Source organism: Pseudomonas sp. WS 5059 (assembly GCF_012985525.1).
In the GTDB taxonomy this organism is placed as follows: domain Bacteria; phylum Pseudomonadota; class Gammaproteobacteria; order Pseudomonadales; family Pseudomonadaceae; genus Aquipseudomonas.
The window spans coordinates 48,249-65,085 of sequence record NZ_JAAQWO010000010.1 but is presented as its reverse complement, the minus strand read 5'-3'; the positions used below and the strand labels follow the sequence as shown (position 1 = coordinate 65,085).

The following is a 16,837-nucleotide window of genomic DNA, read 5'->3' as shown; positions in this document are numbered from 1 at the left end:
CAGTTAGCCACCACTGCTGCGGCAACCAAATCCAAAGTTTCGGGAGAGTGAATCATGGGCAAAATTATCGGTATCGACCTGGGGACTACCAACTCCTGCGTCTCCGTGCTGGAAAACGGCGTATCCAAGGTTATTGAGAACGCAGAAGGCGCGCGTACCACTCCGTCCATCGTGGCTTATGCCAACGACGGCGAGATCCTGGTAGGCCAGTCCGCCAAGCGTCAGGCTGTGACCAATCCGCATAACACCCTGTACGCGGTAAAGCGTTTGATCGGTCGTAAGTTCGACGAAGAAGTCGTACAGAAAGACATCAAGATGGTGCCGTACAAAATCGCCAAGGCCGACAACGGTGACGCCTGGGTTGAAGTGAACGGCCAGAAAATGTCGCCACCGCAAATCTCGGCTGAAATCTTGAAAAAGATGAAAAAGACTGCCGAAGACTACCTGGGTGAAGCAGTGACTGAGGCGGTGATCACCGTTCCGGCCTATTTCAACGACAGCCAGCGCCAGGCGACCAAAGACGCCGGCCGCATCGCGGGCCTGGACGTAAAACGTATCATCAACGAACCTACCGCGGCCGCTCTGGCCTACGGCATGGACAAGGCCAAGGGCGACCACACTGTGATCGTTTATGACCTGGGTGGCGGTACTTTCGACGTTTCCGTGATCGAAATCGCTGAAGTTGATGGCGAGCACCAGTTCGAAGTGTTGGCGACCAACGGTGACACGTTCCTCGGCGGTGAAGACTTTGACATTCGTCTGATCGACTACCTCGTTGACGAATTCAAGAAAGAAAGCGGTATGAACCTCAAGGGTGACCCGCTGGCGATGCAGCGTCTGAAAGAAGCCGCTGAAAAAGCCAAGATCGAACTGTCTTCGAGCAATTCGACCGATGTGAACCTGCCGTACATTACTGCAGACGCCACCGGTCCTAAGCACCTGAACGTGAAGATTTCGCGCGCCAAGCTCGAATCGCTGGTTGAAGACCTGGTTCAACGCACCATCGAGCCTTGCCGCATCGCCCTGAAAGATTCGGGTATCGATGTAGGCTCGATCAACGACGTGATCCTGGTCGGTGGTCAGACCCGTATGCCGCTGGTGCAGCAGAAGGTCACCGAGTTCTTCGGTAAAGAAGCGCGTAAAGACGTCAACCCGGACGAAGCAGTTGCCATGGGTGCTGCCATCCAAGGTGCGGTACTGGCCGGTGACGTGAAGGACGTGCTGCTGCTGGACGTCAGCCCGCTGACCCTGGGTATCGAAACCATGGGCGGCGTGATGACCGCGCTGATCGAGAAAAACACCACGATTCCTACCAAGAAATCGCAAGTGTTCTCGACTGCCGATGACAACCAGGGCGCAGTGACCATTCACGTGCTGCAAGGTGAGCGTAAGCAGGCCGCGCAGAACAAGTCCCTGGGCAAGTTCGACCTGGCCGAGATTCCACCAGCTCCACGTGGCGTGCCACAGATTGAAGTGACCTTCGACATCGACGCCAACGGCATTCTGCACGTAGGCGCCAAGGACAAGGCTACTGGCAAGACTCAGTCGATCGTGATCAAGGCCAACTCTGGCCTGTCCGAGGAAGAAATTCAGCAGATGATCAACGATGCTGAAAAGAACGCCGAGGAAGATCGCAAGTTCGAAGAGCTGGCCGCTGCCCGTAACCAGGGTGATGCGCTGGTTCACTCGACTCGCAAAATGATCGCTGATGCTGGCGAAAAAGTGACTGCTGAAGAGAAGACCGCAATCGAAGCCGCCGTGGTTGCCCTGGAAGCCGCTGTTAAAGGCGACGACAAGGCCACCATCGACGCCAAGGTTGAGGAACTGTCGAAAGTCTCCGCGCCGGTCGCTCAGAAGATGTACGCCGAGCAGGACCCGCAAGGTGACGCTGCGGCGCAACAGGCAGAGCCTGAAGCCAAGCACGACGACATTGTCGATGCTGACTTCGAAGAAGTTGACGACCAGAAGAAGTAACTTGGTCGCCCGGTTGACCGCTATCAAGCGGTGACTGGTAGGATGTCGCCGCGCGGGAGCTTGCTCCCGCGTTGGCGTGTCTGGGGTACGGGAATTTTTACAGCATGCGACAAGGTTCGGATGCTGGCGGTGTGATCGGGAATGCTCCTGCTTTGCGATCAACAGTCACCGCGTTTTTAGCTGGGTCTCGGCTGAGAGCAGTAAAGACCAGGATCGTTGAATTTGACGTGAGTTGGGTCCGGGCCTGTATTGGGGCTCAACGAGTTTGGCAGGCTCAGGAGGGTTTTGCCGAACGTCCTTAAGAGTGCAAAGACTTATGGCAAAGCGTGACTATTACGAAGTGTTGGGTGTGGAGCGCGGCTCCAGCGAGGCGGACCTGAAGAAGGCCTATCGTCGCCTGGCGATGAAGCATCACCCGGACCGTAATCCGGATAGCAAAGAATCCGAAGAAATGTTCAAAGAGGCCAATGAGGCCTACGAATGCCTGTGTGATCCGAACAAGCGTGCCGCCTACGACCAGTACGGCCATGCCGGTGTCGATCCAAGCATGGGTGGCGGCGGTGCCGGTTTTGGCGGGCAGAACTTCTCCGACATCTTCGGAGATGTTTTCAGCGACTTCTTTGGTGGCGGTCGCGGCGGTCAGCGTGGCGGTGCTCAGCGCGGCAGCGACTTGCGCTACACCCTGGAGCTGAACCTGGAAGAAGCCGTGCGCGGCACCAGCGTCAACATCCGTGTACCGACGCTGGTCAACTGCAAGCCGTGCGATGGTTCGGGCGCCAAGAAGGGCTCTTCGCCGATCACTTGCCCAACCTGTGGTGGTATTGGTCAGGTGCGCATGCAGCAGGGCTTCTTCTCTGTGCAGCAAACCTGTCCGCGCTGCCATGGTCAGGGCAAAATCATTTCCGATCCGTGCGATTCCTGCCACGGCGAAGGGCGTGTCGAAGAGTACAAGACCCTGTCGGTGAAAGTGCCTGCGGGTGTTGATACCGGTGACCGCATCCGTTTGTCCGGTGAAGGCGAGGCGGGTACGCAGGGTGGTCCGACGGGCGACCTGTACGTGGTGATCAATGTGCGCGAGCACGCGATCTTCCAGCGTGACGGCAAGCACCTGTTCTGCGAAGTGCCGATCAGCTTTGTCGATGCGGCCCTGGGTGGCGAGCTGGAGATTCCGACCCTCGAAGGTCGGGTCAAGCTGAAGATCCCCGAGGGGACACAGACCGGCAAGCAGTTCCGGATCCGTGGCAAGGGTGTGGCGCCGGTGCGCGGCGGTGGTGCGGGCGACTTGATGTGCCGTGTGGCCGTCGAGACGCCGGTCAACCTGGATCGTCGCCAGCGTGAGTTGCTCGAAGAGCTGCGCGGTTCGCTGGCCGGTGATGGCTCCCATTCGCCCAAGACTGCTGGCTGGTTCGAAGGCGTGAAGCGCTTCTTCGGCGACCTGTAAGGACGTGGATATGCGACGTATAGCAGTGATGGGCGCCGCCGGGCGCATGGGCAAGAACCTGGTGGAGGCGGTGCAGCAGCGCTCGCCTCTGTCGGGGTTGACTGCGGCAATCGTACGCCCCGGCAGTACGCTGATTGGCGCCGATGCTGGCGAGTTGGCTGCGCTGGGGCGGATCGGTGTGGCGCTGTCCGGCAGCCTAGAGCAAGTGGCTGATGAATTCGATGTGTTGATCGATTTCACCCTGCCCGAAGTGATGCTGAAAAACCTGGCGTTCTGTCGCAAGGCGGGCAAGGCCATGGTCATTGGCACCACCGGCCTGAATGCCGAGCAGAAGCTGTTGCTCGTCGCGGCGGGCAAGGACATTCCTATCGTGTTTGCCGCCAACTTCAGTGTGGGCGTCAACCTGTCGCTGAAGTTGCTCGACATGGCTGCACGGGTGCTGGGTGATGATGCGGATATCGAGATCATCGAGGCCCATCACCGGCACAAGGTCGATGCGCCATCGGGGACCGCCATGCGCATGGGTGAAGTGATTGCCGATGCGTTGGGGCGCGATCTGTCGAAAGTCGCGGTGTATGGTCGCGAGGGGCATACCGGTGTTCGCGAGCGCGAGACCATTGGCTTTGCCACTGTGCGCGGCGGTGACGTGGTCGGTGATCACACGGTGCTGTTTGCTGCCGAAGGTGAGCGCCTGGAAATCACCCACAAGGCCTCCAGCCGCATGACTTTCGCCAAGGGCGCAGTGCGTGCGGCATTGTGGCTGGAGGGGCGCGAAGCGGGCCTCTATGACATGCAAGATGTGCTGGATCTGCGTTAATCAGTAGCAAAAACGGGCCCCGGGTATTACTCTAGGGCCCCGTTTTTACCCGCTAAGCGACGTCCTGTCGCATTCTCCTGCCTTTTCGGCTCATTAGCGGTGGACCAAAAAAGCCTTTTTCTGTAAGCTACAGCTTTAGTGTGTCCACTAAAAGCGCGCAGAATAATTCGGTGAAGAAGCGGGGTGACGTGTCCATACGTCACTCCGCTTTTTTACAACCTGCGATCGCCCTTTCAGGCTTTATTTACGGGAGGTCTTCTTGACTAAGCCAGCCATACTCGCCCTTGCTGATGGCAGCATTTTTCGCGGCGAAGCCATTGGAGCCGACGGTCAGACCGTTGGAGAGGTGGTGTTCAACACCGCCATGACCGGCTATCAGGAAATCCTTACCGATCCTTCCTACGCCCAACAGATCGTTACCCTGACCTATCCGCACATCGGCAACACCGGTACCACACCGGAAGACGTCGAGTCTGATCGTGTCTGGTCGGCCGGTCTGGTGATTCGTGATCTGCCACTGGTTGCGAGCAACTGGCGTAACACGATGTCTCTGTCCGATTACCTGAAAGCCAACAACGTGGTGGCAATCGCTGGTATCGACACGCGCCGCCTCACGCGCATCCTGCGTGAAAAAGGCTCGCAAAACGGCTGCATCATGGCCGGTGACAATATTTCCGAAGAAGCTGCGATTGCTGCAGCGCAGGGCTTCCCTGGCCTGAAAGGCATGGACCTGGCGAAAGTTGTCAGCACCAAAGAGAAGTACGAGTGGCGCTCCACTGTCTGGGACTTGAAGACCGACAGCCACGCGACTATCGAAGCCAGCGAGCTGCCGTACCACGTCGTGGCCTACGACTACGGCATCAAGTACAACATCCTGCGCATGCTGGTCGAGCGCGGTTGCCGCGTAACCGTGGTGCCGGCGCAAACCCCGGCCGCCGACGTACTGGCCCTGCAACCGGATGGCGTGTTCCTGTCCAACGGCCCGGGTGACCCGGAGCCATGCGACTACGCCATCAAGGCCATCAAGCAAGTGCTGGACACCGAGATCCCGGTATTCGGTATCTGCCTCGGTCACCAACTGCTGGCCCTGGCCTCCGGCGCCAAGACCCTGAAAATGGGCCATGGCCATCACGGTGCCAACCATCCGGTACAAGACCTGGATACGGGCGTGGTGATGATCACCAGCCAGAACCACGGTTTTGCGGTGGATGAAGCCACCTTGCCGGCCAACGTGCGTGCCATTCACAAGTCGCTGTTCGACGGCTCCCTGCAGGGTATCGAGCGCACCGACAAGAGCGCGTTCAGCTTCCAGGGCCACCCTGAAGCGAGCCCGGGCCCGAACGACGTAGCGCCGCTGTTCGACCGTTTCATCAATGAGATGGCCAAGCGACGCTGACTGAGTGGCTTGCGGGCGGCCCCGAATTTCGGTGGCCCCCGCAGGCTCTTCAAAGATTGTTCAAGACGGCTTGCCGACTGACCTGCGGATTTGAGTGACAAACCCATGCCAAAACGTACAGACATAAAAAGCATCCTGATTCTCGGCGCTGGCCCGATCGTTATCGGCCAGGCCTGTGAATTCGACTACTCCGGCGCCCAGGCCTGCAAGGCCCTGCGCGAAGAGGGTTACCGCGTCATCCTGGTGAACTCCAACCCGGCCACCATCATGACCGACCCGGACATGGCCGACGCCACCTACATCGAACCGATCAAATGGCAGACCGTTGCCAAGATCATCGAGAAAGAGCGTCCGGACGCACTGCTGCCGACCATGGGTGGCCAGACTGCACTGAACTGTGCCCTGGACCTGGAGCGCGAAGGCGTCCTGGAAAAGTTCGGCGTAGAAATGATCGGCGCCAATGCCGACACCATCGACAAGGCTGAAGACCGTTCGCGTTTCGACAAGGCCATGAAGTCTATCGGTCTTGATTGCCCGCGCTCGGGTATCGCCCACAGTATGGAAGAGGCCAACGCGGTTCTCGAAAAGCTGGGCTTCCCGTGCATTATTCGTCCGTCCTTCACTATGGGCGGCACCGGCGGCGGTATCGCTTACAACCGTGAAGAGTTCGAAGAAATCTGCGCCCGCGGCCTGGATCTGTCGCCGACCAAAGAGCTGTTGATCGACGAATCCCTGATCGGCTGGAAAGAGTACGAGATGGAAGTTGTCCGCGATAAAAAGGACAACTGCATCATCGTCTGCTCGATCGAAAACTTCGACCCGATGGGCGTGCACACCGGTGACTCGATCACCGTTGCACCTGCGCAAACCCTGACGGACAAGGAATACCAGATCATGCGTAACGCCTCGTTGGCGGTACTGCGTGAGATCGGCGTTGAAACCGGCGGTTCCAACGTTCAGTTCGGTATCTGCCCGGACACAGGCCGCATGGTCGTGATCGAGATGAATCCGCGTGTTTCGCGTTCTTCGGCGCTGGCATCAAAAGCTACTGGCTTCCCGATTGCACGCATCGCTGCCAAGCTGGCGATCGGTTACACCTTGGACGAGCTGCAAAACGAAATCACGGGCGGTGCTACGCCGGCGTCCTTCGAGCCGTCGATCGACTACGTCGTCACTAAGCTGCCGCGCTTCGCTTTCGAGAAGTTCCCGAAAGCCGACGCCCGCCTGACCACTCAGATGAAGTCGGTCGGTGAAGTCATGGCCATTGGCCGGACATTCCAGGAGTCCCTGCAGAAAGCCCTGCGTGGCCTGGAAGTGGGCGTTTGCGGTCTGGACGAGAAGCTCGACCTGAGCAACCCGGAAAGCATGAGCATCCTCAAGCGCGAGCTGACCGTCCCGGGCGCCGAGCGTATCTGGTACGTGGCTGACGCCTTCCGCGCGGGCATGACCGTCGAAGACATCTTCGGCATGAACATGATTGACCCGTGGTTCCTGGTGCAGATCGAAGATCTGATCAAGGAAGAAGAGAAGGTCAAGACCCTGGGTCTTTCCTCTATCGACCGCGACCTGATGTTCCGCCTCAAGCGCAAAGGCTTCTCCGACCAGCGTCTGGCCAAGCTGCTGGGTGTGACCGAGAAAAACCTGCGCACCCACCGCCACAAGCTGGATATCTTCCCGGTCTACAAGCGTGTTGACACCTGCGCCGCAGAGTTCGCCACCGACACCGCGTACCTGTACTCCACCTACGAGGAAGAGTGCGAAGCCGCGCCGTCGGGTCGCGACAAGATCATCATCCTGGGCGGCGGTCCAAACCGTATCGGCCAGGGCATCGAGTTCGACTACTGCTGCGTACACGCCGCCCTCGCCCTGCGCGAAGACGGGTACGAGACCATCATGGTCAACTGCAACCCGGAAACTGTTTCCACTGACTACGACACTTCTGATCGCCTGTACTTCGAGCCGGTAACGCTGGAAGACGTGCTGGAAATCTGTCGCGTCGAGAAACCAAAAGGCGTGATCGTGCAGTACGGCGGGCAAACCCCGCTGAAACTGGCGCGGGCCCTGGAAGCGGCCGGCGTGCCGATCATCGGTACCAGCCCAGACGCCATCGACCGTGCCGAAGACCGTGAGCGCTTCCAGCAAATGGTCGAGCGCCTGAACCTGCGTCAGCCGCCAAACGCTACTGTGCGCAGCGAAGACGAAGCCATCCGCGCCGCCAGCAAGATCGGCTACCCGCTGGTGGTGCGTCCGTCGTACGTGCTGGGCGGCCGGGCGATGGAAATCGTCTACGAAGAAGACGAACTCAAGCGCTACCTGCGTGATGCGGTGAAAGTGTCCAATGACAGCCCGGTGCTGCTGGACCACTTCCTCAACTGCGCCATCGAGATGGACGTGGATGCGGTCTGCGATGGCACCGACGTAGTGATCGGCGCGATCATGCAGCACATCGAGCAGGCGGGCGTTCACTCCGGTGACTCCGCATGCTCCCTGCCGCCGTACTCGCTGCCGCTGCACATCCAGGACGAGATGCGCGAACAGGTCAAGAAAATGGCCTTGGAGCTGGGTGTGGTCGGCCTGATGAACGTACAGTTGGCGCTGCAGGGCGAAGACATCTATGTCATCGAAGTCAATCCACGTGCCTCGCGTACCGTACCGTTTGTTTCCAAGTGCATCGGCGTATCCCTGGCAATGATTGCCGCCCGTGTGATGGCCGGTAAGACCTTGAAGGAAATCGGCTTCACCAAGGAAATCATTCCGAACTTCTACAGCGTGAAAGAGGCGGTATTCCCATTCGCCAAATTCCCTGGCGTGGACCCGATCCTGGGCCCAGAGATGAAGTCCACCGGTGAAGTGATGGGCGTGGGCGATACCTTCGGCGAAGCATTCGCCAAGGCCCAGATGGGCGCCAGCGAAGTGCTGCCGACCGGCGGTACTGCGTTTATCAGCGTGCGTGATGATGACAAACCACTGGTTGCAGGCGTGGCCCGTGATCTGATCAACTTGGGCTTCGAAGTCGTGGCCACTGCCGGGACCGCCAAGCTGATTGAAGCCGCTGGCCTGAAAGTGCGTCGCGTGAACAAGGTAACGGAAGGCCGTCCGCACGTGGTCGACATGATCAAGAATGACGAAGTCACCCTGATCATCAACACCACCGAAGGTCGCCAGTCGATCGCGGACTCCTACTCCATTCGTCGTAATGCCTTGCAGCACAAGATCTACTGCACCACCACCATTGCTGCTGGCGAAGCCATCTGTGAAGCGCTCAAGTTCGGTCCGGAAAAGACCGTGCGTCGCTTGCAGGATCTACACGCAGGATTGAAGGCATGATCAAATACCCTATGACTGTCCAGGGCGCCAAGGCCCTGGAAGAGGAGCACGCCCACCTGACCAAGGTCGTACGTCCAAAGCTGAGCCAGGACATCGGTACGGCCCGTGAGTTGGGTGACTTGAAGGAAAACGCCGAATACCACGCTGCCCGTGAGCAGCAAGGTATGGTCGAGGCGCGGATCCGTGATATCGAGGGGCGCATGCAGAATGCGGTCATCATCGATGTCACGACCATTCCGAAGACCGGCAAGGTGATTTTTGGCACGACTGTGGAAATCGCCAACGTCGAGACGGATGAAAGCGTGACTTACCATATCGTGGGTGAGGACGAGGCTGACTTCAAACTCGGCAAGATCTCCGTCGGTTCGCCGCTGGCCCGTGCCTTGATCGCCAAGGAAGAGGGTGACGTGGTCGCCGTCAAGACGCCTGGTGGCGTGATCGAGTACGAGATTGTCGAAGTTCGTCACATCTGAAGGACGGCGCCCGCTTCCCGCGGGCGCCATGCTTTGGCAGCTGGCCCAGATGCTCTGGGTTGGCGGCCTGTGGCTGTTACACCTGGGTGTATTGCCGGTACTGGGCATGATTGGCCTGGCGCCGTTGCTGATCGATGAGATCGGCGGATTATTGAGTGCGCTGCTGGTGGGATTTGCGGCGGCGTGCGTGACTCTCCAGGCATTGGTGCTGGTCAAGGCCGAGGGCTTGGGGAGTTTGTGGCGGGATATGCGCGGGCAACTGCTGTTGATGGCGCTGTATGCGTGCGCAATGTATTGCGTGGTGCGCATATTGCTGCCGGAAGCGTTGCGCTGGCAGCTGTTCAGCTATCTTGTGCTAGGGTTTTCTGGCTTGGTGCTGGTGGCACAACCTGCGCCGGGATGGAGTAGCAGGGCGCGCGAAGCACGCCCGTGACCCTTGTATCATTTGAAGCGGTGAACGTTCGACAATTGCTTGTTGGCGCTGAAATTCTTGCGATACAGCAGCGCCATCTTGCCGATGACCTGAACCAGGTCCGCTTTGCCCACCTTGCACAGTTCTGCAATGGCGGCCAGGCGCGCTTCGCGATCGAGGATATTGACCTTGATCTTGATCAGCTCGTGATCGCCTAATGCGCGTTCAAGTTCGGCTAACACACCTTCAGTCAAACCGTTGTCAGCCACGATCAAAACTGGTTTCAGATGGTGGCCAATGGATTTGTACTGTTTCTTCTGCTCTTGAGTGAGCGGCATAATCTGACCCCTGCGTCTGATCTTGTAAAAAGCGGCGGCCAGTTTACCCGAGCGAGTCCGGGACCGCCCAGTTAATCACGACCCGTTTTATTTTCGAGGTGGCCCGTGGCCCGTTCCAAAACTAGCCTTAACTGGCTTAAAGAGCATTTCAACGATCCTTACGTCAAAAAGGCGCAAAAGGATGGCTACCGTTCCCGGGCCAGCTACAAGCTGCTGGAGATCCAGGAAAAGGACCGGTTGATCCGTCCAGGCATGAGCGTAATCGATCTTGGCGCAGCCCCAGGTGGCTGGTCCCAGGTGACCAGTCGTCTGATTGGTGGGCAAGGCCGGTTGATCGCTTCCGATATCCTGGAGATGGACAGCATCCCTGATGTGACCTTCGTCCATGGCGACTTTACCCGCGATGACGTGTTGGCACAGATCCTCGAGGCTGTCGGAAATTCGCAGGTAGACCTTGTGATTTCGGATATGGCCCCCAATATGAGTGGATTACCAGCCGTGGATATGCCACGCGCCATGTTCCTGTGCGAATTGGCACTGGATCTGGCAGGAAGGGTTCTGCGTCCGGGTGGTGATTTTCTGGTCAAGGTCTTCCTTGGGGAAGGTTTTGACGAGTACCACAAGAACATGCGCAAGCTGTTCGACAAGGTGCAGACCCGCAAGCCTGACTCATCGAGGGACAGGTCTCGCGAGCAGTATTTGCTGGGCCGCGGTTACCGCGGTGTCGAAGGCGCTGTCAGTGATGAGCGTCTTTAAAGGTTTTAAGGGAGTCGATAGGTTTTTTTATATCGCTTTCGTCACGAAGCTTTACGAATATTGTGTAGTCAAAGTTTCACAAAGGGTTACAGACGGCGCCTGCCAGAGTTGTAGGTAATGTAGTAAGTTAGGCCGGTGAATATCATGCGAAGCGCGCGCCAGTAGCGGAGCTTGCTTCAGAGGGTAGTTAATTGAACGATATGGCAAAGAATCTGATCCTGTGGTTGATCATCGCGGCTGTCCTGGTGACGGTGATGAACAACTTCTCCAGCCCTAACGAGCCGCAGACCCTCAACTATTCCGACTTCATCCAGCAAGTTAAGGATGGCAAGGTCGAGCGCGTAGCGGTTGATGGCTACGTGATCACCGGCAAGCGCAACGATGGCGACAGCTTCAAGACCATCCGTCCGGCGATCCAGGACAATGGCCTGATCGGCGACCTGGTGGACAACAAGGTGGTCGTCGAGGGCAAGCAGCCTGAGCAGCAGAGCATCTGGACCCAGTTGCTGGTAGCCAGCTTCCCGATCCTGGTGATTATTGCCGTGTTCATGTTCTTCATGCGCCAGATGCAAGGTGGTGCAGGGGGCAAGGGCGGGCCGATGAGCTTCGGCAAGAGCAAGGCACGCCTGCTTTCCGAAGACCAGGTAAAAACCACCCTGGCTGACGTTGCCGGTTGCGACGAAGCCAAGGAAGAAGTCGGCGAGTTGGTCGAGTTCCTGCGCGACCCAGGCAAGTTCCAGCGCTTGGGTGGCCGTATTCCTCGCGGCGTACTGATGGTTGGTCCTCCGGGTACCGGTAAAACCCTGCTCGCCAAGGCGATTGCCGGCGAAGCCAAGGTGCCGTTCTTCACCATTTCCGGTTCCGACTTCGTCGAGATGTTCGTCGGTGTAGGCGCCAGCCGTGTGCGTGACATGTTCGAGCAGGCCAAGAAGCACGCGCCATGCATTATCTTCATCGATGAAATCGACGCTGTCGGTCGCCATCGTGGTGCTGGCATGGGGGGTGGTCATGATGAGCGTGAGCAGACCCTCAACCAGTTGCTGGTGGAGATGGACGGCTTTGAAATGAACGACGGCATCATCGTGATTGCCGCCACCAACCGTCCTGACGTACTTGACCCAGCGCTGCTGCGTCCGGGCCGTTTCGACCGCCAGGTTGTGGTTGGCTTGCCGGATATCCGTGGCCGCGAGCAGATTCTCAAGGTCCATATGCGCAAAGTGCCAATGGGCGATGACGTGGCGCCGGGCGTGATTGCCCGTGGTACTCCTGGTTTCTCCGGTGCCGACCTGGCCAACCTGGTGAACGAGGCCTCGCTGTTCGCTGCCCGTACCGGCAAGCGCATCGTCGAGATGAAAGAGTTCGAGCTGGCCAAGGACAAGATCATGATGGGCGCTGAGCGCAAATCCATGGTCATGTCCGAAAAAGAGAAACAGAACACCGCTTATCACGAAGCCGGTCATGCCATTGTCGGTCGCGTTGTGCCTGAGCATGACCCGGTCTACAAGGTGTCGATCATTCCTCGTGGTCGGGCGTTGGGTGTCACCATGTTCCTGCCGGAAGAGGATCGTTACAGCCTCTCCAAGCGTGCCCTGATCAGCCAGATCTGCTCGCTGTACGGCGGCCGTATCGCTGAAGAGATGACTCTGGGCTTCGACGGTGTAACCACCGGCGCGTCCAACGACATCATGCGTGCCAGCCAGATTGCGCGGAACATGGTCACCAAGTGGGGGCTTTCGGAAAAACTCGGCCCGCTGATGTATGCCGAGGAAGAAGGCGAAGTATTCCTGGGTCGTGGTGGCGGTGGTCAAAGTGCCAGCTTCTCCGGCGAGACTGCCAAGCTGATCGACTCTGAAGTGCGCAGCATCATTGATCAGTGCTACGGCACGGCCAAGCAGATCCTTACCGATAACCGTGACAAGCTCGACGCCATGGCTGATGCCCTGATGAAGTACGAGACCATTGATGCCGAGCAGATCGACGACATCATGGCTGGCCGTACACCTCGTGAGCCTCGTGATTGGGAAGGTGGTTCGGGTACTTCTGGCACACCGCCAGTGGTACAGAATGAGCGCCCGGAAAACCCAATCGGCGGCCCGGCTGCCGACCTTTAAGGCTTGAAATGACTTCTGTGTTGTCCTCCACCCGGTTGCCTTGCGGCAACCGGGTTCTTGATTTGGCCCGTACCCACGTTATGGGCATTCTCAACGTAACCCCTGATTCCTTTTCCGACGGTGGTCGCTTCAGCCAGTTGGACGCGGCTTTGCGTCATGCAGAAGCAATGGTGGCTGCGGGTGCGACCATTATCGATGTCGGTGGTGAATCGACCCGGCCTGGAGCACGTGCTGTTTCCCCGCTGGAGGAGATGGAGCGTGTTGCGCCGATTGTCGAGCGAATCCATCGTGAGCTGGATGTCATCATCTCGGTAGATACCTCGACGCCCGCCGTCATGCGTGAGACCGCGCGACTCGGCGCGGGGCTGATCAACGATGTGCGCTCATTGCAGCGCGATGGTGCGCTGGATGCTGCTGCTGCCACCGGGTTGCCTGTGTGCCTGATGCATATGCTTGGCGAGCCCGGGACGATGCAGGACGCCCCGCACTACGACAACCTGGTTGAAGAAGTGACGGAATTTCTGGTGAGTCGCATTGCCCAATGCGCCGTTGCAGGAATTGCACCTGAGCGGATCATTCTCGACCCGGGGTTTGGTTTTGCCAAAACCCTGCAGCACAACTTGAGCCTGTTCAAACATGTGGAGTCGCTGCATGCCCTTGGTCGCCCCCTGTTGGTTGGGGTGTCACGCAAGAGCATGATAGGCATGGCCTTGAATCGTCCCGTGGGCGAGCGCCTGTATGGCGGCCTGGCCCTCGCGGCGCTGGCCGTGGCCAAGGGGGCGCGCATTCTGCGGGTGCATGATGTGGCCGAGACAGTTGACGTAGTGCGGATGATCGAAGCGGTAGAATCAGCCGAATAAGAATGATGGAGCACTTATGACAAAGAAATATTTTGGCACCGACGGTATTCGTGGTCGGGTCGGCGAATTCCCGATCACTCCGGATTTCATGCTCAAGCTGGGCTGGGCGGCCGGGATGGCCTTTCGCAGCATGGGCGCATGCCGCATCCTGGTCGGCAAGGACACGCGGATCTCCGGTTACATGTTCGAGTCTGCGCTGGAGGCGGGCCTGTCCGCTGCCGGGGCTGATGTGATGTTGCTGGGGCCGATGCCTACGCCGGCGATCGCTTATCTGACGCGTACCTTTCACGCTGAAGCCGGGATTGTGATCAGTGCTTCGCACAATCCCCATGACGACAATGGCATCAAGTTTTTCTCGGGCCAGGGCACCAAGCTGCCGGACGAGATCGAACACATGATTGAAGAACTGCTGGATGCGCCGATGACCGTCGTCGAGTCGAGCAAGCTGGGCAAGGTATCGCGGATCAACGACGCGTCGGGTCGTTATATCGAATTTTGCAAAAGCAGCGTGCCTACCAGCACCAATTTTGCCGGACTCAAGGTGGTCATCGACTGTGCCCACGGTGCCACCTACAAGGTCGCTCCCAGCGTATTCAAGGAATTGGGCGCCGAGGTCACCGTGCTGTCGGCTCAGCCTAACGGCCTGAACATCAACGACAACTGCGGTTCGACCCACATGGGGCAATTGCAGGCAGCGGTATTGGCCGAGCATGCGGATCTGGGTATCGCCTTTGATGGTGACGGTGATCGCGTGCTGATGGTCGATCATACCGGTGCCATCGTCGACGGTGACGACCTGCTGTTCATCATTGCCCGCGACCTGCATGAGCGTAACAAGCTCCAAGGCGGCGTCGTCGGTACCTTGATGAGTAACCTGGGGCTGGAGTTGGCCCTGGCCGACCTGGGGATCCCGTTCGTGCGCGCCAATGTTGGCGACCGCTACGTGATTGCCGAGCTGCTGGAGCGCAACTGGGTGGTGGGTGGCGAGAATTCGGGCCATGTCGTGTGCTTCCAGCACACCACCACCGGTGATGCGATTATCGCGGCGCTGCAGGTACTATTGGCCCTGCGTCGCCGCGAAGAAAGCCTGGCCCAGGCGCGCCAGGCGCTACGCAAGTGCCCTCAAGTATTGCTCAATGTGCGTTTCTCGGGTGGTGAAAACCCTATCGAGCACTCGGCGATCAAGGAAGCCTGTGAGCGCGTTACCGTCGCCATGGCGGGGCGTGGCCGGGTCTTGTTGCGCAAGTCGGGGACCGAGCCTTTGGTGCGTGTGATGGTTGAAGGCGATGACGAAACACAGGTTCGTGGCTACGCCGAAGAGCTGGCAAAACTGGTAACTGAAGTTTGCGCCTGAATTCGGCTTGCCAGTGATGATGTGGTTGGGTAACATCTGCGCCCACTTTGACCGACGAGGTACAGCATGCGTCGCACTATGGTAGCTGGTAACTGGAAGATGCACGGTACCCGCGCCAGTGTCGCTGAGCTGGTCAATGGCCTTCGTCACCTGGCTTTGCCAAGCGGTGTCGATATTGCGGTATTCCCGCCTTGCTTGCATATCAACCAAGTGGTTGATGGCTTGAAAGGCAAGTCGATCCAGGTCGGTGCGCAGAATTCCGCAGTAGAAGCCATGCAGGGTGCGTTGACCGGTGAGATTGCACCGAGTCAGTTGGTTGATGCGGGTTGTTCCTATGTGCTTGTTGGGCACTCCGAGCGCCGTCAGATGATGGGCGAGCGGGATGGGACGCTCAACCGCAAGTTCGCAGCGGCACAGGCTTGTGGCTTGATTCCAGTGTTGTGCATAGGGGAAACCCTGGAGCAGCGTGAATCGGGCAAGACTCTTGAAGTTGTCTCGCGTCAGCTGGGCAGCATCATCGAGGAGCTGGGTGTTGGTGCATTTGCAAAGGCAGTGATTGCTTACGAGCCGGTCTGGGCCATTGGCACCGGGCTGACTGCTACACCGCAACAGGCGCAGGATGTGCATGCAGCCATCCGCGCGCAGTTGGCGGCAGAGAATTCTGAGGTCGCACAAGGTGTGCGGCTTCTATACGGCGGCAGCGTGAAGGCGGCCAATGCGGTCGAACTGTTCGGCATGCCGGATATCGATGGGGGGCTCATTGGTGGAGCTTCCCTGAATGCAGATGAGTTCGGTGCGATTTGTCGCGCCGCGGGAAACTGAGAAAATGCTGGAAACAGTCGTAGTCGTTTTTCATCTGTTGGGTGCGCTGGGCGTTGTTGCCCTGGTATTGCTGCAACAGGGTAAAGGTGCGGACGCTGGTGCGTCTTTCGGGGCAGGTGCTTCAAATACTGTGTTCGGAAGCCAAGGTTCCTCTACCTTTCTTAGTAAGTTTACTGCTATACTTGCCGCCGGTTTCTTCATAACCAGCCTGGGGTTAGGTTACTTTGCTAAAGAGAAAGCTCATGTGCTGACTCAAGCAGGTTTGCCAGATCCAGCAGTGTTGGAAGTACCAAAAGCAAAACCGGCTTCTGATGATGTCCCGGTGCTTCAAGAGCAAAAGTCGGCTACTCCAGCGACTGACGTGCCTCCAGCTCAAGAGCAGAAGTAAGAAGGTTGTAAGCGCTGTATTGCCGAGGTGGTGGAATTGGTAGACACGCAACCTTGAGGTGGTTGTGCCCATAGGGTGTAGGGGTTCGAGTCCCCTTCTCGGTACCAATTATCAGGAGAGCCCGCTGTTGCGGGCTTTCTTGTAGGTGGAAGGTTACATTGACCCTGTAAGGGATCGGTCGTATACTTCCGCCCCAGCTTTGTCGCGGGGTGGAGCAGTCTGGTAGCTCGTCGGGCTCATAACCCGAAGGTCGTCGGTTCAAATCCGGCCCCCGCAACCAGTTTTAGCGGAGCCCCTTTTAAGGGGCTTTTTGTTAGCTGGACACTTTCAACGCCGCTGTTCGACGGCGTTTCAAGGATGGGCGTTTC

14 protein-coding genes and 2 tRNA genes are annotated in these 16,837 nt (G+C 58.3%); 15 read left to right on the top strand and 1 reads right to left on the bottom strand.

The genetic code is table 11. The features are described from left to right. Positions 1–54 precede the first annotated feature (54 nt). From dnaK to HBO12_RS25400, 7 genes are all read left to right on the top strand, one after another. Positions 55–1,974, top strand: a complete 1,920-nt coding sequence (gene dnaK / locus HBO12_RS25430; RefSeq protein ID WP_169955088.1) for a molecular chaperone DnaK — start codon at positions 55–57, stop codon at positions 1,972–1,974. 316 nt (positions 1,975–2,290) lie between these two features. Next, the gene (dnaJ, locus tag HBO12_RS25425; protein WP_169955087.1) at positions 2,291–3,415 is read left to right on the top strand and encodes a molecular chaperone DnaJ; all 1,125 of its coding nucleotides are present in this window, start codon (positions 2,291–2,293) and stop codon (positions 3,413–3,415) included. Positions 3,416–3,425: 10 nt separating this feature from the next. Further along, complete coding sequence (gene dapB, locus HBO12_RS25420; RefSeq protein ID WP_170043571.1) at positions 3,426–4,232, top strand: 4-hydroxy-tetrahydrodipicolinate reductase; 807 nt, start codon at positions 3,426–3,428, stop codon at positions 4,230–4,232. 259 nt (positions 4,233–4,491) lie between these two features. Then, complete coding sequence (gene carA, locus HBO12_RS25415) at positions 4,492–5,628, top strand: glutamine-hydrolyzing carbamoyl-phosphate synthase small subunit (protein WP_169955085.1); 1,137 nt, start codon at positions 4,492–4,494, stop codon at positions 5,626–5,628. Positions 5,629–5,733: 105 nt separating this feature from the next. Then, positions 5,734–8,955 carry a carbamoyl-phosphate synthase large subunit gene (carB, locus tag HBO12_RS25410; RefSeq protein WP_169955084.1) on the top strand — a complete coding sequence of 1,074 codons (3,222 nt, stop codon included), beginning with the start codon at positions 5,734–5,736 and terminating at the stop codon, positions 8,953–8,955. After that, entirely contained in the window at positions 8,952–9,428 is a 477-nt protein-coding gene (gene greA, locus HBO12_RS25405) for a transcription elongation factor GreA (RefSeq protein ID WP_032862903.1), read from the top strand. Before carB ends, greA begins: the two co-directional genes overlap by 4 nt. 28 nt (positions 9,429–9,456) lie before the next feature. Further along, a complete protein-coding gene (locus HBO12_RS25400) occupies positions 9,457–9,861 on the top strand; it encodes an MFS transporter (protein ID WP_170043570.1) in 405 nt (134 codons plus the stop codon). Between the two features lie 8 nt (positions 9,862–9,869). On the opposite strand, the gene HBO12_RS25395 is transcribed toward HBO12_RS25400, so the two are convergent. Next, a complete protein-coding gene (locus tag HBO12_RS25395) occupies positions 9,870–10,178 on the bottom strand; it encodes a YhbY family RNA-binding protein (protein WP_029298992.1) in 309 nt (102 codons plus the stop codon). A gap of 105 nt (positions 10,179–10,283) precedes the next feature. Here HBO12_RS25395 and rlmE point away from each other — a divergent pair, with 105 nt between their 5' ends. From rlmE to HBO12_RS25355, 8 genes are all read left to right on the top strand, one after another. Then, positions 10,284–10,934: a 23S rRNA (uridine(2552)-2'-O)-methyltransferase RlmE gene (gene rlmE / locus HBO12_RS25390; RefSeq protein ID WP_169955082.1), complete on the top strand. Its 651-nt coding sequence runs from the start codon at positions 10,284–10,286 to the stop codon at positions 10,932–10,934. A 200-nt stretch (positions 10,935–11,134) separates the two neighbouring features. Next, entirely contained in the window at positions 11,135–13,045 is a 1,911-nt protein-coding gene (ftsH, locus tag HBO12_RS25385) for an ATP-dependent zinc metalloprotease FtsH (RefSeq protein ID WP_029298988.1), read from the top strand. Between the two features lie 8 nt (positions 13,046–13,053). Next, on the top strand, positions 13,054–13,905 hold the full coding sequence (folP, locus tag HBO12_RS25380; RefSeq protein WP_170043569.1) for a dihydropteroate synthase: 852 nt from the start codon (positions 13,054–13,056) through the stop codon (positions 13,903–13,905). Positions 13,906–13,921: 16 nt separating this feature from the next. Next, positions 13,922–15,259: a phosphoglucosamine mutase gene (glmM, locus tag HBO12_RS25375; RefSeq protein ID WP_169955080.1), complete on the top strand. Its 1,338-nt coding sequence runs from the start codon at positions 13,922–13,924 to the stop codon at positions 15,257–15,259. A gap of 66 nt (positions 15,260–15,325) precedes the next feature. Continuing rightward, the gene (gene tpiA / locus HBO12_RS25370) at positions 15,326–16,081 is read left to right on the top strand and encodes a triose-phosphate isomerase (RefSeq protein ID WP_070994377.1); all 756 of its coding nucleotides are present in this window, start codon (positions 15,326–15,328) and stop codon (positions 16,079–16,081) included. 4 nt (positions 16,082–16,085) lie between these two features. Next, positions 16,086–16,469: a preprotein translocase subunit SecG gene (secG, locus tag HBO12_RS25365; protein WP_029298979.1), complete on the top strand. Its 384-nt coding sequence runs from the start codon at positions 16,086–16,088 to the stop codon at positions 16,467–16,469. A gap of 21 nt (positions 16,470–16,490) precedes the next feature. Further along, positions 16,491–16,576: transfer RNA gene (locus HBO12_RS25360), tRNA-Leu, on the top strand. Between the two features lie 96 nt (positions 16,577–16,672). Continuing rightward, positions 16,673–16,749, top strand: a tRNA-Met gene (locus HBO12_RS25355). Positions 16,750–16,837: the final 88 nt, after the last annotated feature.

Bases quoted from the DNA above. Each gene is read 5' to 3' on its own strand.
- dnaK (WP_169955088.1), top strand. From the start codon at position 55: ATGGGCAAAATTATCGGTATCGACCTGGGGACTACCAACTCCTGCGTC.
- dnaJ (WP_169955087.1), top strand. From the start codon at position 2,291: ATGGCAAAGCGTGACTATTACGAAGTGTTGGGTGTGGAGCGCGGCTCC.
- dapB (WP_170043571.1), top strand. From the start codon at position 3,426: ATGCGACGTATAGCAGTGATGGGCGCCGCCGGGCGCATGGGCAAGAAC.
- carB (WP_169955084.1), top strand. From the start codon at position 5,734: ATGCCAAAACGTACAGACATAAAAAGCATCCTGATTCTCGGCGCTGGC.
- greA (WP_032862903.1), top strand. From the start codon at position 8,952: ATGATCAAATACCCTATGACTGTCCAGGGCGCCAAGGCCCTGGAAGAG.
- HBO12_RS25400 (WP_170043570.1), top strand. From the start codon at position 9,457: ATGCTTTGGCAGCTGGCCCAGATGCTCTGGGTTGGCGGCCTGTGGCTG.
- HBO12_RS25395 (WP_029298992.1), bottom strand. From the start codon at position 10,178: ATGCCGCTCACTCAAGAGCAGAAGAAACAGTACAAATCCATTGGCCAC.
- ftsH (WP_029298988.1), top strand. From the start codon at position 11,135: ATGGCAAAGAATCTGATCCTGTGGTTGATCATCGCGGCTGTCCTGGTG.
- folP (WP_170043569.1), top strand. From the start codon at position 13,054: ATGACTTCTGTGTTGTCCTCCACCCGGTTGCCTTGCGGCAACCGGGTT.
- glmM (WP_169955080.1), top strand. From the start codon at position 13,922: ATGACAAAGAAATATTTTGGCACCGACGGTATTCGTGGTCGGGTCGGC.
- tpiA (WP_070994377.1), top strand. From the start codon at position 15,326: ATGCGTCGCACTATGGTAGCTGGTAACTGGAAGATGCACGGTACCCGC.
- secG (WP_029298979.1), top strand. From the start codon at position 16,086: ATGCTGGAAACAGTCGTAGTCGTTTTTCATCTGTTGGGTGCGCTGGGC.